The organism is Nocardioides panzhihuensis (genome assembly GCF_013408335.1).
In the GTDB taxonomy this organism is placed as follows: domain Bacteria; phylum Actinomycetota; class Actinomycetes; order Propionibacteriales; family Nocardioidaceae; genus Nocardioides; species Nocardioides panzhihuensis.
Map to the genome: position 1 here is coordinate 5,533,286 of NZ_JACBZR010000001.1, position 23,261 is coordinate 5,556,546.

25 protein-coding genes are annotated in these 23,261 nt (G+C 69.0%); 10 read left to right on the top strand and 15 right to left on the bottom strand.

The window, feature by feature from the left end; genetic code table 11:
- Positions 1-56: 56 nt before the first annotated feature.
- From bagB to BJ988_RS26195, 3 genes are read right to left on the bottom strand one after another with little or no spacing between them, the layout of a single operon-like run.
- Entirely contained in the window at positions 57-1,223 is a 1,167-nt protein-coding gene (gene bagB / locus BJ988_RS26185; RefSeq protein ID WP_179660766.1) for an ArsA family ATPase, read from the bottom strand.
- Complete coding sequence (gene bagA / locus BJ988_RS26190; RefSeq protein WP_179660767.1) at positions 1,220-2,236, bottom strand: ATPase BagA; 1,017 nt, start codon at positions 2,234-2,236, stop codon at positions 1,220-1,222. Before bagA ends, bagB begins: the two co-directional genes overlap by 4 nt.
- Positions 2,237-2,263: 27 nt before the next feature.
- The gene (locus tag BJ988_RS26195; protein ID WP_179660768.1) at positions 2,264-3,079 is read right to left on the bottom strand and encodes a maleylpyruvate isomerase family mycothiol-dependent enzyme; all 816 of its coding nucleotides are present in this window, start codon (positions 3,077-3,079) and stop codon (positions 2,264-2,266) included.
- A 91-nt stretch (positions 3,080-3,170) separates the two neighbouring features.
- Between BJ988_RS26195 and sp36 the strand changes: the two genes are divergently transcribed.
- The 5 genes from sp36 to BJ988_RS26220 are packed head-to-tail and all read left to right on the top strand — an operon-like array spanning position 3,171 to position 6,115.
- Complete coding sequence (gene sp36 / locus BJ988_RS26200) at positions 3,171-3,326, top strand: Sp36 family protein (RefSeq protein WP_179660769.1); 156 nt, start codon at positions 3,171-3,173, stop codon at positions 3,324-3,326.
- Entirely contained in the window at positions 3,323-3,781 is a 459-nt protein-coding gene (locus tag BJ988_RS26205) for a RidA family protein (protein ID WP_179660770.1), read from the top strand. Before sp36 ends, BJ988_RS26205 begins: the two co-directional genes overlap by 4 nt.
- Positions 3,782-3,831: 50 nt before the next feature.
- On the top strand, positions 3,832-4,707 hold the full coding sequence (locus BJ988_RS26210; RefSeq protein WP_179660771.1) for an NUDIX hydrolase: 876 nt from the start codon (positions 3,832-3,834) through the stop codon (positions 4,705-4,707).
- Positions 4,704-5,498, top strand: coding sequence for an MBL fold metallo-hydrolase (locus tag BJ988_RS26215; protein ID WP_179660772.1), 795 nt, complete (start codon positions 4,704-4,706; stop codon positions 5,496-5,498). Before BJ988_RS26210 ends, BJ988_RS26215 begins: the two co-directional genes overlap by 4 nt.
- A 17-nt stretch (positions 5,499-5,515) precedes the next feature.
- Positions 5,516-6,115 carry a YdeI/OmpD-associated family protein gene (locus BJ988_RS26220; protein ID WP_179660773.1) on the top strand — a complete coding sequence of 200 codons (600 nt, stop codon included), beginning with the start codon at positions 5,516-5,518 and terminating at the stop codon, positions 6,113-6,115.
- 118 nt (positions 6,116-6,233) lie between these two features.
- On the opposite strand, the gene BJ988_RS26225 is transcribed toward BJ988_RS26220, so the two are convergent.
- The gene (locus BJ988_RS26225) at positions 6,234-6,911 is read right to left on the bottom strand and encodes a Crp/Fnr family transcriptional regulator (RefSeq protein ID WP_179660774.1); all 678 of its coding nucleotides are present in this window, start codon (positions 6,909-6,911) and stop codon (positions 6,234-6,236) included.
- Between the two features lie 187 nt (positions 6,912-7,098).
- On the opposite strand from BJ988_RS26225, the gene nth reads away from it, so the two are divergent.
- From nth to BJ988_RS26245, 4 genes are all read left to right on the top strand, one after another.
- Positions 7,099-7,815, top strand: a complete 717-nt coding sequence (nth, locus tag BJ988_RS26230; protein ID WP_179660775.1) for an endonuclease III — start codon at positions 7,099-7,101, stop codon at positions 7,813-7,815.
- Positions 7,815-8,462 carry a TlpA family protein disulfide reductase gene (locus tag BJ988_RS26235; protein ID WP_179660776.1) on the top strand — a complete coding sequence of 216 codons (648 nt, stop codon included), beginning with the start codon at positions 7,815-7,817 and terminating at the stop codon, positions 8,460-8,462. Before nth ends, BJ988_RS26235 begins: the two co-directional genes overlap by 1 nt.
- Before the next feature lie 79 nt (positions 8,463-8,541).
- Entirely contained in the window at positions 8,542-9,246 is a 705-nt protein-coding gene (locus BJ988_RS26240; RefSeq protein WP_179660777.1) for an NUDIX domain-containing protein, read from the top strand.
- The gene (locus BJ988_RS26245; protein ID WP_179660778.1) at positions 9,243-10,421 is read left to right on the top strand and encodes a MarP family serine protease; all 1,179 of its coding nucleotides are present in this window, start codon (positions 9,243-9,245) and stop codon (positions 10,419-10,421) included. Before BJ988_RS26240 ends, BJ988_RS26245 begins: the two co-directional genes overlap by 4 nt.
- Positions 10,422-10,560: 139 nt before the next feature.
- Here BJ988_RS26245 and BJ988_RS26250 read toward each other — a convergent pair whose 3' ends face one another.
- The 3 genes from BJ988_RS26250 to nhaA form a co-directional block, all read right to left on the bottom strand.
- Positions 10,561-11,493, bottom strand: a complete 933-nt coding sequence (locus BJ988_RS26250; RefSeq protein WP_179660779.1) for a DUF559 domain-containing protein — start codon at positions 11,491-11,493, stop codon at positions 10,561-10,563.
- A 169-nt stretch (positions 11,494-11,662) separates the two neighbouring features.
- A complete protein-coding gene (locus BJ988_RS26255; protein WP_179660780.1) occupies positions 11,663-12,070 on the bottom strand; it encodes a phage holin family protein in 408 nt (135 codons plus the stop codon).
- Positions 12,071-12,113: 43 nt separating this feature from the next.
- Positions 12,114-13,412 (bottom strand): Na+/H+ antiporter NhaA, encoded by a 1,299-nt coding sequence (gene nhaA / locus BJ988_RS26260; RefSeq protein WP_179660781.1) that lies wholly within the window; start codon positions 13,410-13,412, stop codon positions 12,114-12,116.
- 483 nt (positions 13,413-13,895) lie between these two features.
- On the opposite strand from nhaA, the gene BJ988_RS26265 reads away from it, so the two are divergent.
- Entirely contained in the window at positions 13,896-14,528 is a 633-nt protein-coding gene (locus BJ988_RS26265; RefSeq protein WP_179660782.1) for a C40 family peptidase, read from the top strand.
- A gap of 93 nt (positions 14,529-14,621) precedes the next feature.
- On the opposite strand, the gene acs is transcribed toward BJ988_RS26265, so the two are convergent.
- The 8 genes from acs to BJ988_RS26305 all read right to left on the bottom strand — a co-directional run bounded on the left by acs (position 14,622) and on the right by BJ988_RS26305 (position 23,156).
- Entirely contained in the window at positions 14,622-16,604 is a 1,983-nt protein-coding gene (gene acs / locus BJ988_RS26270; protein WP_179660783.1) for an acetate--CoA ligase, read from the bottom strand.
- Positions 16,605-16,731: 127 nt separating this feature from the next.
- Entirely contained in the window at positions 16,732-18,351 is a 1,620-nt protein-coding gene (locus BJ988_RS26275; protein WP_179660784.1) for a solute symporter family protein, read from the bottom strand.
- Positions 18,351-18,701: a DUF485 domain-containing protein gene (locus BJ988_RS26280; protein WP_179660785.1), complete on the bottom strand. Its 351-nt coding sequence runs from the start codon at positions 18,699-18,701 to the stop codon at positions 18,351-18,353. Before BJ988_RS26280 ends, BJ988_RS26275 begins: the two co-directional genes overlap by 1 nt.
- A complete protein-coding gene (locus BJ988_RS26285; protein WP_179660786.1) occupies positions 18,698-19,195 on the bottom strand; it encodes a hypothetical protein in 498 nt (165 codons plus the stop codon). The genes BJ988_RS26280 and BJ988_RS26285 overlap by 4 nt, the downstream gene beginning before the upstream one ends.
- 175 nt (positions 19,196-19,370) lie before the next feature.
- Positions 19,371-20,900 (bottom strand): sodium/solute symporter, encoded by a 1,530-nt coding sequence (locus tag BJ988_RS26290; RefSeq protein ID WP_179660787.1) that lies wholly within the window; start codon positions 20,898-20,900, stop codon positions 19,371-19,373.
- The gene (locus tag BJ988_RS26295; RefSeq protein WP_179660788.1) at positions 20,897-21,265 is read right to left on the bottom strand and encodes a DUF485 domain-containing protein; all 369 of its coding nucleotides are present in this window, start codon (positions 21,263-21,265) and stop codon (positions 20,897-20,899) included. The genes BJ988_RS26290 and BJ988_RS26295 overlap by 4 nt, the downstream gene beginning before the upstream one ends.
- Positions 21,262-22,056 carry a LytR/AlgR family response regulator transcription factor gene (locus BJ988_RS26300; protein ID WP_218861121.1) on the bottom strand — a complete coding sequence of 265 codons (795 nt, stop codon included), beginning with the start codon at positions 22,054-22,056 and terminating at the stop codon, positions 21,262-21,264. Before BJ988_RS26300 ends, BJ988_RS26295 begins: the two co-directional genes overlap by 4 nt.
- Positions 22,053-23,156, bottom strand: coding sequence for a sensor histidine kinase (locus BJ988_RS26305; protein ID WP_179661704.1), 1,104 nt, complete (start codon positions 23,154-23,156; stop codon positions 22,053-22,055). Before BJ988_RS26305 ends, BJ988_RS26300 begins: the two co-directional genes overlap by 4 nt.
- Between the last annotated feature and the right edge of the window lie 105 nt (positions 23,157-23,261).

Here is a 23,261-nt window from a genome sequence, read left to right on the forward strand (position 1 = left end):
GGATCGCTGAAGATCTTGGTTGAGCCAGGACGTACCTGCGTACGTCCTGGCTCGACTCATTCCTGGGCCAGCAGTCGGGCGATCTCGCGGAGGCCGTCGAGATCGTGTACGTCGCCGGGCAGCGCCGGCACGACGGCGGTCGGCACCTGCGGATGGGCTACGGCGAAGCGCTCGCGCAGCTGATCCTGGCGTTCGACCAGGCGGGCGCGGTCGGCGTGGAGCCTCAGCAGCCCGGCGGTGAGAGGCGCGTCGGGGAGCCGCTCCGCCGCCGCGCCGGCCGCGGAGGCAGTGAGCGAGGCGTCGTCGGGCAGGGTCGCTCGGTTGACGACCAGCCCCTGAAGGGGCATCCGGTCGCCGGAGAGACGTTCGACGAAGTAGGCGGCCTCCCGGAGCGCGTCGGGCTCGGGCGCCGCGATGACGAGGAACGCGGTCTCGTCGGCCTGGAGCAGCGCGTACGTCTCCTGGGCCCGTTGCCGGAAGCCGCCGAAGACGGTGTCGAGCGCGGTCACGAAGGTCTGCAGGTCGGTGAGCATCTGCCCGCCGAGGACCTTCTTGAGCGCGTTGGTTACGAGGTTGATCCCGGCCGACATGAGTCGGACGGGCCCCTTCGCGGGGGCCAGCATCAGGCGTAGGAAGCGGCCGTCGAGGAAGCTGGAGAGACGCTCGGGAGCGTCGAGGAAGTCGAGGGCGCTCCGGCTCGGGGGCGTGTCGACGACGATCAGGTCGTAGTCGCCGTTGCCGCCGTTGTGGGCGAAGGAGTCGCGGTAGAGCTGGCCGAGCTTCTCCATCGCCATGTATTCCTGCGTGCCCGCGAAGCTCGAGCTCAAGGCGATGTAGAACTGGTTGTTGAGGATCTGCTGCGCCTTCTCCGGGCTGGCCTGGGACTCGACCACCTCGTCGAAGGTGCGCTTCATGTCGAGCATCATCGCGTCGAGCCGTCCCGGGCCGATTCCGGGAACGGGTCGAGGCGTGTTGTCGAGCTGGGCGATGCCCATCGACTGGGCGAGTCTCCGGGCGGGATCGATCGTCAGCACCACCACCTTGCGCCCGCGCTCGGCGGCTCGGAGTGCGAGGGCGGCCGAGGTGGTCGTCTTGCCCACGCCACCGCTGCCACAGCAGACGATGATGTGGGTGTTGTGGTCGTCGAGGAGCCGGTCGACCTCGAGGGCCTGGGTGTGGTCGCCGTGGGCGGCCAGGGGGCCGACACGTGGATGTGACGTCATGCGAGCCCCTGATCCTTCAGCTCGGCGGCGAGCTCGTAGAGCCCGCCGATGTCGATCCCGCCGGCGAGCCGGTTGAGCTCGTAGGTCGGGACACCGAGACCGGCGACGAGTTCACGTTGGGCGTCCTCGAGGGCTCGGCGCTCGGCGTACTCCTTCGCCTCGTCGGTGAGGGCGGAGATGAGTGCGGGGTCGGGTTCGATGCCGGCGCGCTTGAGGTCTTCGGCGATGGCGTCGCCGTCGAGGGAGCCGGCGAGGGCGGGGGCGAGAGATTCGTCGGGGAGGTCGCGGGGGCGCACCTGGTTGACGATGACGCCGCCGACCGGGAGCCCGGCGGCGCGCAGCTCGCTGATGCCGTCGGCGGTCTCCTGGACCGGCATCTCCTCGAGCAGCGTGACCAGATGGACCGCGGTGCGGCGGGAGCGGAACAGGGTCATCATCGTGTCGGCCTGGTTCTTGATCGGGCCGACCTTGGCCAGGCCCGCGACGGACTCGGACACGTTGAGGAAGCTGGTGATCCGGCCGGTCGGGGGAGCGTCGAGCACGATGGCGTCATAGGTCCGCGCGCCCTTGTTGCGGCTGTTGCGCTGGACGGCCTCGAAGAGCTTGCCGGTGAGCAGGACGTCCCGGACGCCGGGCGCGATCGTGGTGGCGAACTCGACGACGCCGAAGCGGTCGAGGGCGCGGCCGGCCGGGCCGAGCTTGTAGTACATCTTGAGGTACTCGAGGAGAGCCTCCTCGGGGGCGATGTGCAGGGCGTAGACGTTGCCCGGCTCGGCGTCGGCGCCCGATCGCGACCGCAACCGCAGCCCGGTCGCGATCCGGGTCTCCGCATACGGCAGCGGGTCGACGTCGAACATCCGAGCCACCCCCTGGCGGCCCTCGACCTCGCAGAGCAGGACGTTCTTCCCATGGGAGGCCAGCCCGAGCGCCAAGGCCGCAGCCACCGTGGACTTGCCCGTGCCGCCCTTGCCAGTCACCACATGCAACTGCACATGGGGCCAGTCGGAACTCATGTCAGCGACTCTAACGGGGACGCGTCATCACGGGGTGATGTTGAGGTTGTCGACGATCTTGGTGCCGAGGGTCGTGTCGCCGGTGATCGTCACCCTGGAGGGGTCGGCGGAGGCGCGGCCTCCGGCCAGGAGAACGTACGTCTCGCGGTCGGTGGAGAGCGTGACCGTGGGGTCGGTCACCGGGGTGGCCAGCGGAACTCCCTTGCCGTCCTTGGTGACCGTGAAGGCGTACGGAGCGTGGCCCTCGACCTCGACGACGACCGACGAGCCGGGGGCGCCGCCGGCCTTCTTGGCGAGCACGAAGCCGACGCCTTCGAGCAGGTAGTCGGTGGTGTGGAGGGCGCCGGCGGTGTCCAGGTCGCCCGGCCGTCCGGTTGCGCGACGGATGTCCTGCTCGTGCAGCCAGAGGTCGAGCGGCCGGTTGCGGAGCAGCTTGCCGGTGGTCCACCCGATCGCGCCGAAGACGCCGGGTGCCGGCGCTGCGGGGTCCTCGGGCGGGGAGGCGAGCAGCTCTTCGTGGCGTACGGAGGCGTAGCGGCGGATCTCGTCGATGATGCTCGCCGGAGAGGCGTCGCGCCGGGTGATCACGCCGATCTCGGTGAACTGGCCCATCGGCGTCCTGATGTGCTCGGACTCGAGGACCTCGGCATCCTCGCGGGGTGCGCCGCCGGTGAGGCCCTCGAGGTGTGCGGCGTGGGAGGCGATGGCGCGTACGTCCCAGCCGGGCAGGTCGGTGGCCAGGTCCCAGTCGGGCTCGGAGAGCTCCTCCAGGAGCGTGAGGAGATCCTGGACCGAGGACCACCAGGTGTCGACGTACGTCTTCAGCTGCTCTGTCGAAGTCACGGGTCGACCCTAGTGGGCCGGGCTGTCGGTTGGAAGGTCAAACCATGTCGCCGGGAAGCCCGTCCGCTGGTCCGGGAAGTAGGGTGCCGACATGACCAAGTGGGAGTACCAGGTAGCGCCGATCCTCAACCACGCGGCGGCGCAGATCCTCAACAACTTCGGTGCCGATGGCTGGGAGCTCGTCTCCATCATCGACAACGGCACCGGCAACTACGTCGGCTTCTTCAAGCGGGAGGTCTCCGCATGAGCGCGCCCGAGGAGGTCCTGGCCGAGCTCGGACTGAGCGTTCCGGAGGTCGTGCCGCCGGTGGCGGCCTACATCCCGTCTCTCCGCACCGGCAACTACATCTTCACCTCCGGGCAGCTGCCGATGAAGGACGGCGCCCTGCTGTCGACCGGCAAGCTCGGCGGCGAGGTCTCGCCCGAGGAGGGCGTCGCCGCTGCGCAGCAGTGCGCGCTCAACGCTCTCGCCGCGGTGAAGGCCGAGATCGGTGACCTGTCGCTGGTCAAGCGGGTCGTCAAGGTGACGTGCTTCGTCGCCTCGACCCCTGACTTCACCGCCCAGCCGGGCATCGCCAACGGTGCCTCCGAGCTGCTCGGCAAGGTCTTCGGTGACGCCGGGCGTCACACCCGATCCGCCGTCGGTGTGTCGGTCCTGCCCCTCGACGCTCCCGTCGAGGTGGAGATCATCGTCGAGATCTGAGCCTCGGACGGGGGTAGGGCGCGGGTGTGAGCGTCGCTACAGTGACGAGCGTGCGCATCCCGATCCCTCCTGTCCGGCTTGGTGACGACGTCGTGGCTCTGGCCGGGGAGTACGCCGAGGGCGTACGCACCCCGGTCGAGCCACGTGACGCGGCGACGGTGCTGCTGCTGCGGCCGGGCGTGAATGCCGGTCCAGAGGTCTACCTGCTCCGTCGTCAGCTGACGATGGGGTTCGCCGCCGGGATGGCCGTCTTTCCCGGCGGCGGTGTGGACGTACGCGACGCCGAGCTGCCCGACGCCTGCTGGGCCGGTCCGTCGGCCGACGAGTGGGCGCGCCGGCTCGGGGTCGACGAGTCCCGTGCGCGAGCGCTGGTCGCCGCTGCGGTGAGGGAGACGTTCGAGGAGTCCGGGGTGCTGCTCGCCGGCGCGTCGGGCGACGCCGTCGTCGACGACGTCTCGGGCGACGAGTGGGAGGCCGACCGGGCCGCCCTGGAGTCGCGCTCGTTGTCGTTGACCGAGCTGCTGACCCGGCGCGGGCTGGTGCTGCGTACGGATCTGCTGGCGCCGTGGGCCGCCTGGACGACGCCCGTCTTCGAACCGAAGCGCTTCGCCACCTGGTTCTTCGTCGCGCGGCTGCCCGAGGGGCAGGTGACCCGCGACGTGTCGAGCGAGTCCTCCTCGGTGCTCTGGCTGGGGGTCGGCGACGCGGTCGCCCAGGTCGAGGCAGGCGAGCTGGCGATGATGCCGCCGACCTACCTCAACTGTCTCGAGGTCGCGTCGGTCGGCTCGGAGGACGAGGTGCTCGCCGACGCCGCCGGCCGCACCCTGACGATGTTCACCCCGACCGTCACAGCGGTCGACGGCGGCCACACCCTGTCGATGATGCCGCTGCACGCGAAGCTGACGTCCGGGCGGGGGCGCTCATGAACGACTCCTGGTCAGGCGGGACCTTCGGCGAGCGAGGGCAGTGCATCCTCGCACCCAACCCGGGGATCATGTCGCTCGACGGCACCAACACCTGGGTGCTGCGCGAGCCGGGCGCGCGCCGGTCGGTCGTGATCGACCCCGGCCCCCTCGACGAGGGGCATCTCGATGCCGTCGCGGAGGCCGCCGGCGAGGTGGCCACGGTGCTGCTGACCCATCACCACTACGACCACTCCGAGGCGGCACGGGCCTTCGCCGAGCGGGTGGGGGCCGGCGTACGGGCTCTTGATCCTGAGTACCGGCTCGGGACCGAGGGGCTCGGCGACGGCGACGTGATCGAGGTCGACGGTCTGGAGATCCGGGTCGTCGGGACTCCCGGCCACACTGCGGACTCGCTGTCCTTCTGGCTGCCGGCCGACGGCGCGGTGTTGACCGGTGACACCGTCCTCGGGCGAGGGACGACCGTGGTGGCCCATCCCGACGGTGAGCTGGGCGCCTACCTGGACTCGTTGGACCGCCTGCACGCACTGGCCTCCGAGCACGGGATCGGCAACGTCTGGCCCGGCCACGGCCCGGTCATCGGCGACGCGCTCCGGGCCCTCGACTACTACATCTCCCACCGTCGCGAGCGCCTCGGCCAGGTCGAGGAAGCCCTCGCGAGGCTGGCGACCACGCCGGCCGCTGCGGACCCGCAGGCGATCGTCGAGATCGTGTACGCCGACGTCGACCAGGTCCTGTGGGGCGCCGCCGAGCTCTCGGTGCGAGCCCAATTGGCTTACCTCGCCGAGCGCTGAGGCCTAGTGTTCGGCTCATGGCGATCCTGTCCGGAGCCGAGCTCCTGCTTCCCGACCCGCCCGCATGGCGGGCCTGGCTCGAGGAGCACCATGCCGACACGCCCGCGGTCTGGCTCGTGCTGACCAAGAAGGGCGGCACGCTGACCTCGTTGACCTGGCAGACCGCGCTCGATGAAGCGCTCTGCTTCGGCTGGATCGACGGCCAGGCCCGGCGGCGCGACGAGCAGTCGTCGTTCCAGCGGTTCACCCCGCGTGGGCCGAAGAGCCGTTGGTCACTGAGGAACGTCGAACACATCGGCCGTCTCGAGACAGAGGGCCGGATGACCGCCGCCGGGAGGGCCGCCGTGGCGGCGGCGAAGGCGGATGGGCGGTGGGACGTGGCGTACGCCGGTCCGGCCACCGCCGAGACCCCGCCCGACCTCCTCGCCGCGATCGCCGCGGTGCCCGAGGCGCAGGCGATGTACGACGTGCTCACCTCCCGGAACCGTTACGCCCTCTATCACCGCATCACCGCGCTGAAGACCGAGGCCACACGGGCGCGCAGGATCGAGGAGTACGTAGCCATGCTCGCCCGTCACGAGACGATCCATCCCCAGAAGCGCCGGCCTGAGCGCTGACCCGAATCTGGGCGGTCCGAGTGCGTGCCTGGCAAGGCGGAGGAGGGAGGCGACCTTTGAGCGGAGCGGGTCGGCGACCGACGACAACGCGGCCAGGTGCGTGCTCGGAACGTCCAGATCAGCGGGCGCGGCGGGCCATGCGCTCAATGTCCATGATCACGACCGAGCGGGGCTCGAGGCGGAGCCAGCCGCGGCTGGCGAAGTCGGCCAGGGCCTTGTTGACGGTCTCGCGGGAGGCGCCGACGAGCTGGGCGAGCTCCTCCTGGGTGAGGTCGTGGTGGACGTGGACGCCGTCGTCGGCGGTGCGGCCGAAACGGTCGGCGAGGTCGAGCAGGGCCTTCGCCACGCGGCCGGGGACGTCGGAGAAGACGAGGTCGGCGACGACGTCGTTGGCCTTGCGGAGTCGGCCGGCCAGCTGGGCGAGGAGGCCGCGGGCGACGACCGGGCGGCCCTCGAGCCACTTGAGGAGGTCCTCGTGCGACAGGCTCGCGAAGGCTGAGTCGGTGACCGCGGTGACGGTGGCCGAGCGGGGGCCGGGGTCGAAGAGGGAGAGCTCGCCGAACATCTGGCCGGGGCCCATGATGGCGAGCAGGTTCTCGCGGCCGTCGGACGACGTGCGCCCGAGCTTCACCTTGCCCTCGATCACGACGTACAGCTTGTCGCCGGAGTCGCCCTCGTGAAAGAGCACCTCTCCGCGGCGGAGCTTGGACTCTGCCATCGAGGCGTGCAGGGCCGTCATCGACTCGTCGTCGAGTGCGCTGAAGAGCGGTGCCTGACGGAGTACGTCGTTGTCCATTGCGGCCATTCCTCCTGGATTTTCCCCACATCCGCGGGTATTACATCGGGAATCCTATCTGTGGAACGTCTCACAAGTGCACATCACCCACCGATAAGGGCAGAAAGAGCATGTATAGGACGGTATCTGTGCTAACCGTCTCGTGGGCCGGATCGGGATTGTCGGTGTGGCCGCGTAGCCTTGCTGCGTGCCTGCCCAGAAGTTTGCGACTGAGACGCGCCTGGGTCTGGTGCGTCGTGCCCGTCGGATCGACCGCATTCTCGGTGAGACCTACCCGGATGCCAAGGCCGAGCTCGACTTCACCAACCCGTTCGAGTGTCTGGTCGTGACCGTGCTGAGCGCGCAGACCACGGACAAGCGGGTCAACCTGGCCTCTCCGGCCCTCTTCGCCGCCTACCCGTCCGCGAAGGAGATGGCCGCCGCGCCCCGGGAGCACCTGGAGCAGCTCGTCGGTCCGCTCGGCTTCTTCCGCGCCAAGACCGAGGCCCTGCTGAAGCTGAGCGCGGTCCTGGTGGAGGAGTACGACGGGGAGGTGCCGTCCCGTCTCGAGCAGCTGGTGAAGCTGCCCGGCGTGGGACGCAAGACCGCAAACGTGGTGCTCGGCAATGCCTTCGGCAAGCCCGGGATCACCGTCGACACGCACTTCGGACGGCTGTCGCGACGCTTCGGATGGACGACCGAGAAGGATCCGGTCAAGGTCGAGCACGCGGTCGGCGCGCTGTTCGAGAAGCGTGACTGGACGATGCTCTCCCACCACGTGATCTGGCACGGGCGGCGGATCTGTCACGCTCAGAAGCCGGCCTGCGGTGCCTGCCCGATGGCGCAGCTGTGCCCGGCGTACGGGGAGGGCCCGACCGACCCGATCGCCGCGGCGAAGCTGGTCCGCACGGAGGGCCGCAACTGATGGTTCGTGTCCTTGGGGGCAGAGCCCGGGCCGCGACGGTGACCGCTCTGCTCGTGGCCGCGCTTGCCGGCTGCGGCTCCGAGTCTCCGGCAGGCGGCGGGCAGGCGGGCGCGCCGCTCGGCGACGCGAAGTCCTCCTCCGAGGTCGACGTCGCCACCTCGGAGATGGCCGCGGCCAAGAAGGCCTCGAAGGTGGAGGAGTGTGTCGCCGGGTCGGCGAGCGACGGTGGGCTGCCGTCGATCGAGCTGCCGTGTCTCGGCGGTGGCGAGTCGGTCGATCTGGCCTCCTTCGAAGGCCCGATGGTGATCAACCTCTTCCAGGGCTTCTGCGCGCCTTGCAAGGAGGAGATGCCTGCGCTGCAGAGCTTCCACGAGACCTACGGCGACGAGGTGCCGGTGATCGGCATCGACGTCATGGACACCGTGCCCGGGGTCGCGCTCGAGGAGGCGATCTCGCGAGGGGTGACCTTCCCGATGTACGCCGATCCCGGCGGCGAGCTGCAGGGTGGGCCGCTCACGGCGCGAGCAGTGCCGACGACGTACGTCTTGTCCTCCTCCGGTGAGGTGAAGCTGCTGCAGATGGGCGGCATGACCAGCGAGGACCAGGTCAAGGAGCTCGTCGAGCAGAAGCTGGGGATCACGCTGTGAGCGAGCGACAGCGAGCGAACCGTCCATGCATCACGCGGCCGCGTCCGTATCCTGGCGCTTGCGCTACGGATGTGGTCGCGTGAGCGAGCGTCAGCGAGCGAACCGTTCGAACACCGCGCGACCGGAGTGGGTCGACGAGATCGTCGAGGCGGCGCAGCGGATCCAGGGCGAGGACATCTCTCAATTTCTTCCGCCGGAGGACGGCAGCGCGCGCGAGTCGGCGGTGCTGATGCTCTTCGGCGAGGGCCCTGAGGGGCCCGATCTGTTGCTCACCGAACGGTCGCACACGATGCGTTCCCATCCCGGGCAGGTCTCCTTCCCCGGTGGCCGGCTCGACCCCGGCGAGACCGCCGAGGAGGCCGCGCTCCGAGAGGCCTGGGAGGAGACCGGGCTCGATCCGACCGGCGTCGACGTGATCGGCAGGCTCCCGGCGCTGTGGATCCCGTTCTCCAACCACTCGGTGGTGCCGATCATCGCGTGGTGGCGCGAGCCGTCGCCGGTCACGGCGCGTTCGCTCGAGGAGGTGCACGCCGTCTATCGGGTGCCGCTGTCGGATCTCATGGACCCGGCACACCGGATCCAGGTGGGTGCGCCGGGTCGTAGCGGGTGGCTGATGCCCGCATTCTTGATCGGACCGGAGAAGGATGTCATCCTCTGGGGCTTCACCGGCGGAATCATCAGCCGCTTCTTCACCTATCTCGGGTGGATCACGGAGATTCCGGACGCCCCGATCAAGGAGTTGCCCGAATACATGTTTCAGGGACGCGAACGGAATCGGCCGTGAATTTTCTTGACTGGATCCTGATCATTCTCGTCGCGGCCTACGCGCTCTCGGGCTATTGGCAGGGCTTCATCACCGGCGCCTTCGCGACCGGTGGACTGCTGCTCGGTGGCTTCATCGGCATCTGGCTGGCGCCGAAGGTGCTCGGCAGCGCGGCTCCGTCGTTGTGGGTCTCGCTCGGCGCTCTGTTCGTCGTGATCGCGTGCGCGTCCATCGGGCAGGCGGTGCTGCAATACGGCGGCGTACGTGTGCGGGACGAGATCACCTGGCAACCCGCCCGGATCGTCGATGCGCTCGGCGGGGCGCTGCTCAGCGCGGCTGCCGTGCTCGTCGTCGCCTGGGCGCTCGGTGTCGCGGTCTCGGGGGCCCAGATCAACGGGCTGACCCCGGCGGTGCGCGGGTCGGCGATCCTGGCCAAGGTCGACTCGATCATGCCCTCGCCCGCCGACCGGGCGCTGAGCGCGTTCAACGACGTCGTCGGCACCTCGTTCTTCCCGCGCTACCTGGAGCCGTTCGCCCGTGAGCGGATCGTCGAGGTCGGACCGGGTCCGCGCCGCATGCTCACCGACCCCGATGTCGAGCGTGCAGGGGAGTCGGTCCTCAAGATCCGCGGTGCCAACGAGTGCGGCAAGGGTGTCGAGGGCACCGGGTTCGTGATCGGTCGCGGCTATCTGATGACCAACGCCCACGTCGTGGCCGGTGTCGACGACCCCAACGTGATCGTCGGTGATGGAGCCAACGACGCCAAGGTCGTCCACTACGATCCCGAGATCGACATCGCGGTCCTGAAGTTCAAGGGTGGCGGCAACCTCGAGCGCCTCGAGTTCGACAGCACTGCCGCCGCCGAGGACCCGATCGCGGTCCTGGGCTACCCGCAGGACGGCCCCTTCGACGTACAGCCCGGCCGTATCCGCGCTGAGCAGCGCCTCCGCTCGCCAGACATCTATGGCGTCGGCACCGTCATCCGAGACGTCTACTCCGTACGCAGCCTCATCCGTCCCGGCAACTCCGGCGGTCCCATCGTCGACTCCGAGGGCGACGTCGTCGGCGTCGTCTTCGCCGCCTCGGTCACCGACTCCGAGACCGGCTACGCCCTCACCACCGACCAGGTCATCGAGATCGCCCGCGAGGCTCGCTCTCAGACCGACGCTGTCGACACCGGAGCCTGCGCCAGCTGACCTCAGCCGAGACGTCACTCCCGTCGGCCGAGACGTCACTCCCGTCGTCCGAGTGGGCAATACATTGCCCACTCGGACGACGGGAGTGACGCTTCGGCCTGCGTAGGTGACGTCTTGGCCGACGCAGCTGACGTCTCGATCAGAAGCGGCGGGAGGAGTACGGCGGGGTGAGGGCGTCCTTGATCTCGCGGAGCCAGGCGTCGAGTCGGTCGCCGGTGAAGTCGCCTTTCCGCACGATGATGATGGTCCAACCGTGATCGATCAGCCACCCTCGACGCTCTTCGTCATAGATTCGTTGATCGGGGTCGTCGTGGTCTTCGCCGTCGTACTCGATCGCGACCTTGGCGAGTCGATAGGCGAAGTCGAGGCGGTAGGTCGGGATTCCCTCGACGTCGACCCAGACCTGTGTCTCGGGAAGCGGGAGACCAGCGTCGCTGATCGCAAGCAGGGTCCAAGACTCACGCTGAGACTCCAGGCGGCGGTTCAGGAGCGGGACCAGCTCGCGGAGCTGGACGACACCACGACGCCCGCGAAAGCGCGGCAGCTGCTCGTCGAGAGAGCTTCGAGTGATGCCATGACGTCTCGCGAACTCGTTGAGCGCAGCCATCGCCTCGCGCCGGTTCAGGTTGCAGCCGAGATCGAGCGCGGTGCGTAGCGGTGTGGTCACACGTACGCCACCGATGACCGCGATGTCGTCGGGAAGGAGGTCGCGCGAGCGCCCGTCGGTGCCCGGCCGCCGTGTGCGGGTGTGGCCACGGACGGCACACGTCTCCACGGCCGGGAGCTGTGCCATCTCCATCCGCGAGAAGGTGTCGATGCCATGCACCCAGGCGGCGGATCGGTCACTGATCACCTGATGCTCGGACACCACCTGGGCGAGCGCCTCGGCGCGCTTCACCGGGTCATCCTCGGCCTGGGCGGCGAGATAGACGCCCCTGAAGGGGCGACGCACGTCACCGTGGCTGATCGCTTGGGTGAGTGCGTACCGATTGGTCGCGACCGACTCGATGTCAGAGGTGGTGAAGGGACGCTCGGGCAGCTTGCTGTCGGGAGTGACGAGTGAGAGATTCATGGCCGCAGCGTGCGCCAGGTGGCGTTACGAAATCATCCACTTACCCGGAGGTTGTGGATAACTCGCGACTCAACTCGCCCTGTGGATGGGAACTGGCCCGCCACGGTGACGCTTCGGCCGTCCGGAGTGACGCCTCGGCCGACGCTAGTGACACCTCGGCGGGGAGGGGTCAGCGCTGGCCCTTGAGCGCCCGGGGGATCTCCTTGCCCTGGGCGATGGCCTTCTCGGGGGCCTTGACCTTCTTCACCTTGCGTACGCCGATGAAGCCGAGCAGGGCGGCGAGGAGGACGTAGAAGGCGAAGACGATCAGGAAGGCCCAGTGGAGCCCGAGGCCGGCCAGGTGGATGAAGTAGGCCGCCGAGACGGAGAGCATGATCACCGCGAGGACCAGCAGGAACGCAGCGGCGGCGAAGAGACCGATGCCGACACCGGCGTTGGTCGCCGAGATCTTGAGCTCTTGCTTGGCGAGCGTGATCTCCTTGTTGACGAGCTCGGAGATGTCGCGGGTGGCGTCGACGACGAGCTTTCCGATCGTCGGGTCCTCGTCACCCGGGGACTTCACGATGTCGACTGCCATGGGAACCCTTCGCTGAAACGTGTGTTGAGGACTGGCCCCGACCTTACCGGTCCCGACCCCCATCATCCTCGAACACGTCCGGCACGCCGTCCTCGTTGGCGTCGATCTTCTCCAGTTCCTCGATGCCGCGATAGACCTTGTTTCGGGCGCGCAGCACCACCGTGGCCAGCGCGGCGGCCAGGACGGACCCGAAGAGCACGCCCACCTTCATGTGGTCGTGGGCGCCGGGATCGGAGTGGAAGGCCAGCTCGCCGATCAGCAGCGAGACCGTGAACCCGATGCCCGCCAGCATCGCCATCCCGATCACGTCCCACCAGGCGAGGTCATCGTCGAGCGACGCCTTGGTGAACCGGGACAGCAGCCACGTCGAGCCGGCGATGCCGATGGTCTTGCCGACGACCAGGCCGAGGATGATGCCGAGCGTGATCGGGTCGCGCATCGCGCTGGTCACGCCGTCCCAACCACCGAGAGAGACGCCGGCGGCGAAGAACGCGAAGATCGGCACCGCGACGCCGGCAGAGACCGGCCTGACCAGGTGCTCGAAGTGCTCGGCGAGGCCGCGCTTGGCCTCAGGGTTGCGGGCGATCACCGGCACCGTGAACCCGAGCAGCACCCCCGCGACGGTGGCGTGGACGCCGCTGGCGTGCACGAGGGCCCAGGCGATCGCGGCGAGCGGGATGAGGAGCCAGGGGCTGCGGATGCGGCGCTGGACGAGCACCGCGAAGAGGCCGATCGGGACGAGCGCCAGCAGCAGGTAGCCGATGTGCAGCTCGGAGGTGAAGAAGACCGCGATGATGGTGATGCCGAGCAGGTCGTCGACGACGGCGAGAGTCAGCAGGAACGTACGAAGCCCCGCCGGCAGGTGGGTGGAGATGACCGCCAGGATCGCGACCGCGAAGGCGATGTCGGTGGCCACCGGGGTCGCCCAGCCGGCCAGCGACCCGTTGCCGATCAGGTTGACGACCACATAGACGAGTGCCGGCACGACCATCCCGCCGACCGCGGCGGCGATCGGGAGCGCGGCCCGTCGGGGGTCACGCAGGTCGCCGGAGACGAACTCCCGCTTGAGCTCCAGACCGGCGACGAAGAAGAAGATCGCCAGCAGTCCGTCAGCAGCCCAGGCGCCGATCGTCAGATCGAGATGGAGCGAGGCCGGTCCGATGCGGTAGTCGCGGACCGCCTCGTACGCCTCTTGCAAGGGGCTGTTGGCGAGGCCGACCGCGATGATCGCGGCGATGATGAGGAGCACGCCGCCGGTCGTCTCGGCGCGCAGGATCTCGGCCGTACGCGAGGTCTCCAGCCACGAGCCTCGGGTGAACAGGCGGTTGCGGGTGTCGGTCACGGGTGGGCCTCCAGAGGCTCAGGGGGTCGGGAAAGTCACGCCGACCAGACTTCCCGGCACACCTGATCTCGACCCTAGCAAGCGTCCATGTCATGGTCCGCGAAGTGGTCGCGATGGGATCGCGACTTCGCCTCGCGAAATTGTTAAACCAACGCAAACAGTAATAAATCGAAGAAACACGGGGTCAGTTTTTGCCGATAGAGCTTCATCAGCCGCTGATTCCGTTGCATAGTGGATCTCAGTCCTCGCCGAAGGGCGAGGCCGCTCCGGTCGCGCCGAAGCCCGTCACAACCGGAGGAGAACCGAGCCAAACCAAGGTGGCGGGCGCGGGGGAGCCAAGCAGTACGCCGGAGCCGGAGACAAGGCCGACCGGCTTGGGGTGAAGGCGCACGCGGAACACAGGGATTCCAGCGCCCGGGCATCAGCAGCCCGAATCCGACAGGTCGACCTTCGCAGGTGTCGCTGCATCGGGAGAACCTCGAAATGATCGGATCGTGCATCCGTGCGCTGTCGCGCGCGCCCAGGAAGATCAGCAGGAAGTTCAGCATCGGCGCGGTCACCGCCCTCGTGGTCGGACTCGCACTCGTCGCCGTACCCACCCACTCGGCCACCGCCACCGCCACCGCCACCGCCCCGCCGGGCACGAGCGCTCAGGCCGGCGCCCACCCGGCCTCGACCGTCGAGTCCACATCGTCCACGACCACCGAGAAGGCCACCGAGAAGAAGGCCAAGAAAAAGAAGAAGTCGCGCGGCATCAAGGCGCTCCGTCGTGCGAAGAGCCGTGCCGGCGCTCCCTACGCCTACGGCGGCGACGGCCCGCACTCCTTCGACTGCTCCGGTCTGACCCAATGGGTCTACAAGAAGCTCGGCCGCAAGCTCCCGCACAGCTCGTCGGGGCAGGTCGGCCACACGTTCAAGGTCAAGAAGCCTCGCAAGGGCGACCTGGTCTTCTTCTACGGCAGCAGCGGCGTCTACCACGTCGGCATCTACGCCGGTAAGCGCGACGGACGCCGCTGGATCTGGCACTCGCCCAGGTCTGGCGAGACGGTCCAGAAGGACCCGATCTGGACCGACAGCCACTTCATCCGCCGGGTGAAGTACGGCAAGAAGCGCTAGAGGCCGTCGGCAATGCCGAGTCGGCGCATCCGACCCCTCCCGCTCGCTTCGCTTCGCGAGACACGGGGTCAGATGCGCCGACTCGGCAGAGGTCTACTCCGTCGCCGTGGTCTTCCCGGCGGCGATCAGGTCCATGATCGTCTGGTCGGCCAGCGTCGTGGTGTCCCCGACGCCGCGACCCTCGGCGAGGTCACGCAGCAGGCGCCTCATGATCTTCCCCGAGCGGGTCTTGGGCAGCTCAGGCACGATCATGATCTGCCGCGGCTTGGCGATCGGACCGATCTCCTTGCGGACGTGGTCGGAGAGCTCCTTGTGGCAGTCCTCCGGCGACCCGTCGCGCAGGATCACGTACGCCACCACGGCCTGCCCCGTGTCGGGGTCGGTCGCACCCACGACCGCCGCCTCGGCGACGTAGGGGTGCGAGACCAGCGCCGACTCGATCTCGGTCGTGGAGAGCCGGTGGCCGGACACGTTCATCACGTCGTCGACGCGGCCCAGGACCCAGACGTCGCCGTCCTCGTCCTTCTTCGCACCGTCGCCGGCGAAGTACCACTGCTCGTTGTCCAGGCCCTGGTTCTTGAACCGTGACCAGTAGGTGTCGATGTAACGCTGGTCGTCGCCCCAGATCGTACGCAGCATCGACGGCCACGGCTGGGTCAGCACCAGGTAGCCCCCGCCGCCGTTCGGCACGGAGACGCCGTTGTCGTCGACCACGTCGGCGCTCACGCCCGGCAGGGCCTTCATCGCCGAGCCCGGCTTCCCGTGGGTGACCCCGGGAAGCGGCGAGATCATGATGGCGCCGGTCTCGGTCTGCCACCAGGTGTCGACCACCGGGACCGAGGACCCGCCGATGACGTCGCGGTACCAGATGTAGGCCTCGGGGTTGATCGGCTCACCGACGGACCCGAGCAGACGGACCGAGGAGAGGTCGCGGGTGTCCGGGATGGCGCGGCCCTGCTTCATGAACGTCCGGATCGCGGTCGGCGCCGTGTAGAAGATGGTGACGCCGTACTCCTCGATGATCTGCCACCAGCGACCCTTCTCCGGGAAGTCCGGGGTGCCTTCGTAGAGCACCTGGGTCGCGCCGTTGGCCAGCGGACCGTAGACGATGTAGGAGTGGCCGGTGATCCAGCCGATGTCGGCGGTGCACCAGTAGACGTCGGTCTCCGGCTTGAGGTCGAAGACCTCCCAGTGCGTGAAGGCCGCCTGGGTGAGGTAGCCGCCGGTGGTGTGCAGGATGCCCTTCGGCTTTCCGGTGGTGCCGGACGTGTACATCACGAAGAGCGGGTGCTCGGCGTCGTGGCCCACCGGGGTGTGCTCGGTCGACGCGGTCGAGACGACGTCGCTCCACCACTTGTCGACCGAGTCGTTCCAGTCGACGTCCTGGCCGGTGCGCTTGACTACGAGTACGTTCTCGACCAGGCCGGGCTGAGTCCCCTCGACCTTCGTGACCGCCTCGTCCACGGCGGGCTTGAGCGCCGAGGGCGCGCCACGGCGATAGCCGCCGTCCGAGGTGACGATCAGCTTCGCGCCGCAGTCGACGACTCGAGTGGCGAGGGCGTCGGCGGAGAAGCCACCGAAGATGACGGTGTGGATCGCTCCGATCCGAGCGCAGGCCAGCATCGCGAACACGGCCTCGGGGATCATCGGCATGTAGATCGCCACCCGGTCGCCCTTGCCGACCCCCAGCGCCTCGAAGGCGTTAGCGGCCCGGGAGACCTCGTCCTTCAGCTCGGCATAGGTGATGGTCCGCTTGTCGTCCGCGGGCTCGCCGACCCAGTGGATCGCGACCCGGTCACCGAGCCCGGCCTCGACGTGACGGTCGACGGCGTTGTAGGCCACGTTGATCTCGCCGCCCTCGAACCACTTCGCGAAGGGCGCGTCGTCCCAGTTCAGGACACGATCGAACGGCTTCGACCACGTGAGCCGCTCCGCGGCGGCCGCCCAGAAGGCATCGCGGTCCGCGGCCGCGGCGTCGTACGCATCGGCCTTGACGTTGGCGTTGGCGGCGAGCTCAGCAGGCGGCTCGAACCGGCGCTTCTCGTGCAGCAGGTTGGACAGGGTCTCGTCGGTCACAGTGACTCCTACATACGAAAATTTTGTGGCTCAAGCCACAGGGTAGTGCGAGGGAAAGAAGGATGGCGGGCCGTCGTACGACCGGGGCTGGTTCAGCCTCAGTGGACGACGACCCGCCGTTGGTGGATCAGTGCGAGATCGCCTTCTCCGAGCCTGCGCCGGTGAGCGCGCGCACCTCGAGCTCGATGTAGCGCTCGGCGGTCTCCGGCTCGTTCGACGTCACCGTGCCCAGCCAGCCCAGGAAGAAGCCGAGCGGGATGGAGATGATGCCCGGGTTCTCCAGGGGGAACCAGGAGAAGTCGATGCCGGCCGGGAACAGCGAGAGGCTTTCGCCGGTGGCGGGGTCGACCTTGCCGGAGACGACCGGGGAGAAGAAGACCAGGCCGACACACGAGAGCAGACCGCCGTAGATGGACCAGACGGCGCCGCGGGTGTTGAACCGCTTCCAGAACATGTTGTAGATGATCGCCGGCAGGTTCGCCGAGGCGGCGACCGCGAAGGCCAGCGCCACCAGGAACGCGATGTTCAACGACTGCGCCGGGATGGCCAGCAGGATCGCGACCAGACCGATACCTGCCGCGGCCCAGCGCGAGACCTTCATCTCCTCCTTCTCGGTGGCCTTGCCACGCTTGATCACCGAGTTGTAGATGTCGTGGGCGACGGAGACCGACGAGGTCAGCGTCAGACCCGCGACCACGGCGAGGATCGTGGCGAAGGCGACCGCTGCGATGAGCGCCAGCAGGACGGCGCCGCCGATGGAGCCTTCACCGCCACCGACCTCCTGGGCGAGCAGTGGTGCCGCCAGGTTGCCGGCCTTGTCCAGGGTTGTCGGGTCGACCATCGCGGCCGCACCGAAGCCGAGGACCAGGGTGAACAGGTAGAAGACGCCGATCAGGCCGATCGCCCACAGCACCGACTTGCGGGCGTCCGCCGAGGTCGGGACGGTGTAGAAGCGGATCAGGATGTGCGGCAGGCCGGCGGTACCGAGCACCAGGGCGAGCCCGAGCGAGACGAAATCCAGCTCGCTGGTGAAGCTCAGGCCGTACTTCAGTCCCGGCTGGAGGAAGGCGTCGCCCTTGCCCGAGGCGTCGGCGGCGGAGCCGAGCAGCTCGGAGAGGTTGAAGCCGAACTGGGCGAGCACCAGGATCACGATCAGCGCCGAACCGGTCATCAGCAGGACGGCCTTGACGATCTGGACCCAGGTGGTGCCCTTCATCCCGCCGACGGTGACGTAGAAGATCATCAGCGCACCGACGAACAGGATGACGATGTTCTTCACTGCCTGGTCCTCGACGCCGAGCAGCAGGGCCACCAAGGCACCCGCGCCGACCATCTGGGCCAGCAGGTAGAAGATCGAGACGACGACCGTGGAGGTCGCCGCAGCCAGGCGGACCGGGCGCTGCTTCATCCGGTACGCCAGCTGGTCGGCCATCGTGTAGCGACCGGAGTTACGCAGGACCTCCGCGACCAGCAGCAGCGCCACCAGCCAGGCGACGAGGAAGCCGATCGAGTAGAGGAACCCGTCGTAGCCCGACAGCGCGATGGCGCCGGAGATACCGAGGAAGGACGCCGCCGACATGTAGTCGCCGCCGATCGCGAGACCGTTCTGGAAACCGGAGAAGCCGCGGCCGCCGGCGTAGTAGTCGGCCGCCGTCTTCGTCTGCCGGCTCGCCCAGAAGGTGATGCCGACCGTGATCGCGACGACCGTGAGGAAGAGGACTGTGGTGAGGATCTGGCTGCCGTCCATCAGAGCTGCCTCTTCCCGATCTCGTATTCCTCGTCGAGCTTCCGAGCCAGCGGGTCGAGGTTCTTGGTGGAGTAGTTGGCGTAGAGGTAGGCGATGCCGAACGTGGTCGCGAACTGGAGGAGCCCGAAGACCAGCGCGACATTGATGTTGCCGATGAGCTTGGTGTTCATGAAGTCCTCAGCCCAGTTGGAGCAGAAGACGTAGAGGAGGTACCACACCAGGAATGCCACCGTGGCCGGAAATACGAACTTTCGGTACGCCGACCGCAGAGCGCGAAACTCCGCCGTGGCGTGCAATCTGTCGTAGACCGGGTCGTGCCGGTGGGCTTGGTCGTGCGCTTCGTCGCTCACGGTCTAACCCTTTCGTAGACGAGGCCGTTCTCCGTGGGGGTGAAGGACGGACAACGTGTGATCGCAGTCACATTAGGGGCCGGGAGGGTCGGCCGTCGCGGGGTAGCACCCGGTCCCTCGGTAGACGGCGCGGTCGCGCGACGAGCGGTCGAAATCGTGCGCCGAGTGGCTGGTCTAGCCGCGCCGCCCGCCGCCGGGCGTGCCACCACCGGTCTGTTCGCCACCGCCCTCGGGCGGATGGACACACCCCGGCACGGACCGCTGCTGTCGGTCAGATGGTGGTTCTGGCGAGCGAGGATCACCACCTCGGACAGCTGCGGGGACTCGCCCGGCATCGTGAGACCGAGGCCGTACGCCGCGGTGAACGCCCACACGTCCACACCCGCACGGATCGCCGCTCTGCGGGTCAGGTCGTAGGCGGCGTCGTAGAGGGCGGGCAGCTCGACGGAGAGGAGGCGCGACATCTCCGGCGCGGCCGCGCCGCCACGTGCCATGCGCCCAGCAGGCCACCGGCAACGGTCACGTACAGACCCAGATCGGCGCCGACGTCCGAGGTCTCATCCATCGCCGGCTCCCGGATCGAGGTGAAGGGCACAGGCACCGAGATGCCGAGGAACGGTCCGTCACCCTAGCGAGAACGACGTCACGCCGGGGCGGAGTTCGGCCAGATCAGCGCTGCGCGGCGGACCGGGCGACGGTCTCGATCGTGGGCTCCGGGGAGTGCAGGCGCACCAGCAGCCGGGTGGTGTGGGCGGGGACGTGCGCGGCGGAGGCGAGGCTGACCGCCATCATCACCGCGAAGGAGAGCGGGACGGCCCAGAGCGCGGGCTGGGTCAGGACGACATCGGCCCAGGTGTCGGTACGCCACCCACTGATCGTGAACACCACGGCTGAGCCGGTGGTGACCAGGCCGGTGACCAGCCCGGCGGCCGCGCCGTAGGCGGTCAGCCGGCGCCACCAGATGCCGAGCAGGAGCAGCGGACAGAAGGTGGCGGCGGCGAGCGCGAAGGCCAGCGCGACACCGCGGGCGACGCCGACGCTGGGAGTCAGCAGGGCGCCGACGACCGGGACCGTCACCGCGACCAGGGAGGCGATCCGAAAGGCGGCGACGCCGCCGAACCTGCTGCCCCGGCGACGCAGCAGGGGCACGACCACGTCCTGGGAGAGCACGCCGGAGACCGCGATCGCCAGGCCCGACGACGTCGACAGGAAGGCCGCGAAGGCGCCTGCGCACACCAGCCCGGTCAGGGCGTCGCCCGCCCATCCGGGGACCATCAGACGGGGCAGCTCGAGCACGAGGGTGTCGGCGGAGGCCGGGGTCGCTGCGTACACGCGTCCGAGGACGCCGAGGATCGGCGGCAGCAGGTAGAAGACGCCGAGAAGGGCCAGCACGACCAGGGTGGTGCGACGGGCGGCGCGGCCGTCGGGGTTGGTGTAGAAGCGGACCCCGACGTGCGGCAGGCCCATCGTGCCGAGGAACGTCGCCGCGATCAGCGAGTAAGTGGCGTAGAGGCCGGTCACACCGTCCGTGCCCATCGGGAGCGACCACGCCTCGCCGAGGCCGGTCGCGCGCGGTGCGCCGTCGCTGCCCCAGACCGCGACCAGGACCCCGACCGGCACCAGCAGCGCGGTCAGCTTGAGCCAGTACTGGAAGGCCTGCACGAAGGTGATCGAGCGCATCCCGCCGGAGAAGACGCTGACCAGCACGACCGTCCCGACCAGCACCGGTCCCACCCAGCGGGGCGCGTCGGCGACCAGCTCCAGGGTGAGGCCGGCGCCCTGCAGCTGAGGCAGCAGGTAGAGCCAGCCGATGGACACGACCAGCAGCGAGCAGAGCCGGCGAACTCCCCGAGAGGCGAGTCTCTCCTCGGCGAAGTCGGGCAGCGTATACGCCCCTGACCTGCGCAGAGGAGCCGCGACCAGGGTCAGCAGCACGAGATAGCCGGCGGTCCAGCCGATCGGATACCAGAGCATCTCCGCGCCGGAGGTGAACACCAGCCCGGCGATGCCGAGGAAGGAGGCCGCCGAGAGATACTCCCCGCCGATCGCGCTCGCGTTGAGGCCGGGCCGCACCGACCGCGAGGCGACGTAGAAGTCGCTCGTGGTCCGGCTGAACCGCAGCCCCCAGGTGCCGATGGTCAGCGTCGCCAGGGTGACCAAGGTGACCGCGACGATCGCCGGGGCGGAATCGAGCGTCATCGAGCCTCGTCGTCCGAACGCAGCAGGTCGGCGTAGCTGGCCTCGTTGCGTTCCGCGCCGCGCAGATACCAGCGGCCGAGGAGGAAGAGGAACGGGTAGACCAGCACCCCGAGGAGCAGCCAGGGGAGCGGGACGCCGAACGGCGCGGTGTGAACCAGCCCCGGTGCCAGCAGGAAGAGCAGCGGCAGCGAGCCGACGCCGAGGAAGAGCACGGCCAGGGTGCGTAGGGCGATCGAGAGCTGGGCGCGCATCAGCGAGCCGAGGTAGACCTCGCCGAGTCGGGTGTCCTCGTCGACGTCGACGCGGCGGACGGCCGGTCGACGTCGGGGCGGTCCGGTGACGCGTACGCGTTGGGGTTCTGTCATGAGCGCCGGGCGAGCAGATCCTTGAGCTGGCGCGTGTGCCGGCGGCTGACCTGCAGCTCGGTGCCGCGGGATGCGCCGCCGACCACGACCGAGCAGCGTCCGGCCTCCGAGCGGACCTCGGTCACGTGGGAGAGGTTGACGAGGAGGGAGCGGTGGATGCGTACGAACCGGGCCGACGCCCACTCCTGCTCCAACTGGGTCAGCGGGACCCGCACCAGATGGGAGGCGCCGGCGGTGTGCAGGCGGGCGTAGTCGCCCTGCGCCTCGACGTGGGTGATCTGCGAGCGCCACACGAAGCGGGTGACGCCGCCGAGCTCGACCGGGATCTGCAGGTCGCCGCTCGGCTCCTCCTCCGGGACGCTGCCCATCAGCCTGGTGACGGTCTCGGCCAGACGCTCCGCGCGCACCGGCTTGAGCACGTAGTCGACCGCGCGCAGGTCGAAGGCCTCCAGCGCGTGCTCCTCGTGGGCAGTCACGAACACGACCGCAGGCGGCGTCTTGAAGCGCGCCAGCAGCCGGGCCAGCTCGAGCCCGTTCAGACCGGGCATCTGGATGTCGAGGAAGACCGCGTCCACCCCCGAGCCCTGTAGCTGCTGCAGCCCGTCGGTCGCGTTCAGGCAGGTGCGTACCTCCGCCACCCGCGCGTCCTGGGTGAGCAGATAGGAGAGCTCGTCGGCCGCCGGCGGCTCGTCGTCGACGACCAGGACTCTCAGGCGTCCGCCGGGGGCTCCCGGACGCGCGGCGAACCCCTGCGTGGTGATGCCCGTCGCCGTTCGCTGGCGCTCGCTCATGTGTGCACTCCTGGGGCGAACTTCGGGATTCTGAGGATGACCTTCGTGCCGGCGCCGGGGGCGGTCTCGACCACCAGGCCGTAGTCGTCGCCGTAGGCGTTGCGGAGCCGTGCGTCGACGTTGCCGAGCCCGACGGAGTCGTTGCCGCCCGCCAGTGCGGTGCGCACCCTCTCCGGGTCCTCGCCCGCGCCGTCGTCCTCGACCTCGATCAGGCACTCGGAGCCTCGGTCGGCGGCCTTGATCGAGATGTGACCCGTCTCGGCGTCGGCGAGGCCGTGGCGTACGGCGTTCTCGACCAGCGGCTGGAGGCTGAGGAAGGGGACCGCGATCGGCAGGACCTCGGGAGCGACGGAGAGTCTGACGCTGAGGCGGTCGCCGAAACGGGCCTGCTCGAGGAGCAGGTAGCGCTCGACGGACCGCAGCTCCTCGGACAGCGTCGTGTATTCGCCGTGGGTGCGGAAGGAGTAGCGGGTGAAGTCGGCGAACTCGAGCAGCAGCTCCCGAGCGCGCTCGGGATCGGTGCGTACGAAGCTGGCGATCGCGCCCAGGGAGTTGTAGATGAAGTGGGGGCTGATCTGGGCCCGCAGCGCGCGTACCTCGGCCTCCATCAGCCGCCGTCGCGACGCGTCGAGCTCGGCCAGCTCGAGCTGGCCGGAGACCCAGGTCGCCACCTCGTCGGCGGCGCGAACCATCATCGCGGAGGTGTTCGGGGCGTAGACCTGCAACGTGCCGACGAGGTGGTCCTCGACGACCAGCGGGCTGACGACGGCGGTGTGCAGCGGACAGCCGGCCTGGCCGCACTCCAGGTCGACCCGGTCGTAGAACCGGGTCGCGCCGTGGTCCAGCGTCCCCTCGGCCAGCTTGGTCACCTGCTCCTGATGGTGGGTGCCGATGCCCTCCCAGGCGAGCAGGCCGTCGGTGTCGGTGATCGCGAGCGCCGGAGCGGCAAGGAGAGCCTGGAGGTGCGGGGCGGCGCGCTCGGCGCTGTCCACGGTCAGGCCGCCACGCAGGGCCGGGGTCGCCAAGGATGCGTTGTGGAGGGTGCGGAAGGTGGCCCGGTCGGCCTCTGTGCCCAGATGAGTACGCCTCCAGCGCCGCATCCGTCCCTCCTCGGTGGTCGAGCCTGTCTGGTCGGTCAACTCTGTCGAGATCCGAGAGCTCCAGTGTGACGGCGCCCACGGTATCTGTCACCCAGGCCCGCGCTG

Excerpts from the sequence above, each read along its gene's own strand:
- bagB (WP_179660766.1), bottom strand. The coding sequence starts at position 1,223 with ATGACGTCACATCCACGTGTCGGCCCCCTGGCCGCCCACGGCGACCAC.
- bagA (WP_179660767.1), bottom strand. The coding sequence starts at position 2,236 with ATGAGTTCCGACTGGCCCCATGTGCAGTTGCATGTGGTGACTGGCAAG.
- sp36 (WP_179660769.1), top strand. The coding sequence starts at position 3,171 with ATGACCAAGTGGGAGTACCAGGTAGCGCCGATCCTCAACCACGCGGCG.
- BJ988_RS26205 (WP_179660770.1), top strand. The coding sequence starts at position 3,323 with ATGAGCGCGCCCGAGGAGGTCCTGGCCGAGCTCGGACTGAGCGTTCCG.
- BJ988_RS26215 (WP_179660772.1), top strand. The coding sequence starts at position 4,704 with ATGAACGACTCCTGGTCAGGCGGGACCTTCGGCGAGCGAGGGCAGTGC.
- BJ988_RS26220 (WP_179660773.1), top strand. The coding sequence starts at position 5,516 with ATGGCGATCCTGTCCGGAGCCGAGCTCCTGCTTCCCGACCCGCCCGCA.
- BJ988_RS26225 (WP_179660774.1), bottom strand. The coding sequence starts at position 6,911 with ATGGACAACGACGTACTCCGTCAGGCACCGCTCTTCAGCGCACTCGAC.
- BJ988_RS26235 (WP_179660776.1), top strand. The coding sequence starts at position 7,815 with ATGGTTCGTGTCCTTGGGGGCAGAGCCCGGGCCGCGACGGTGACCGCT.
- BJ988_RS26250 (WP_179660779.1), bottom strand. The coding sequence starts at position 11,493 with ATGAATCTCTCACTCGTCACTCCCGACAGCAAGCTGCCCGAGCGTCCC.
- BJ988_RS26255 (WP_179660780.1), bottom strand. The coding sequence starts at position 12,070 with ATGGCAGTCGACATCGTGAAGTCCCCGGGTGACGAGGACCCGACGATC.
- BJ988_RS26265 (WP_179660782.1), top strand. The coding sequence starts at position 13,896 with ATGATCGGATCGTGCATCCGTGCGCTGTCGCGCGCGCCCAGGAAGATC.
- BJ988_RS26275 (WP_179660784.1), bottom strand. The coding sequence starts at position 18,351 with ATGGACGGCAGCCAGATCCTCACCACAGTCCTCTTCCTCACGGTCGTC.
- BJ988_RS26285 (WP_179660786.1), bottom strand. The coding sequence starts at position 19,195 with ATGGCACGTGGCGGCGCGGCCGCGCCGGAGATGTCGCGCCTCCTCTCC.
- BJ988_RS26290 (WP_179660787.1), bottom strand. The coding sequence starts at position 20,900 with ATGACGCTCGATTCCGCCCCGGCGATCGTCGCGGTCACCTTGGTCACC.
- BJ988_RS26295 (WP_179660788.1), bottom strand. The coding sequence starts at position 21,265 with ATGACAGAACCCCAACGCGTACGCGTCACCGGACCGCCCCGACGTCGA.
- BJ988_RS26300 (WP_218861121.1), bottom strand. The coding sequence starts at position 22,056 with ATGAGCGAGCGCCAGCGAACGGCGACGGGCATCACCACGCAGGGGTTC.
- BJ988_RS26305 (WP_179661704.1), bottom strand. The coding sequence starts at position 23,156 with ATGCGGCGCTGGAGGCGTACTCATCTGGGCACAGAGGCCGACCGGGCC.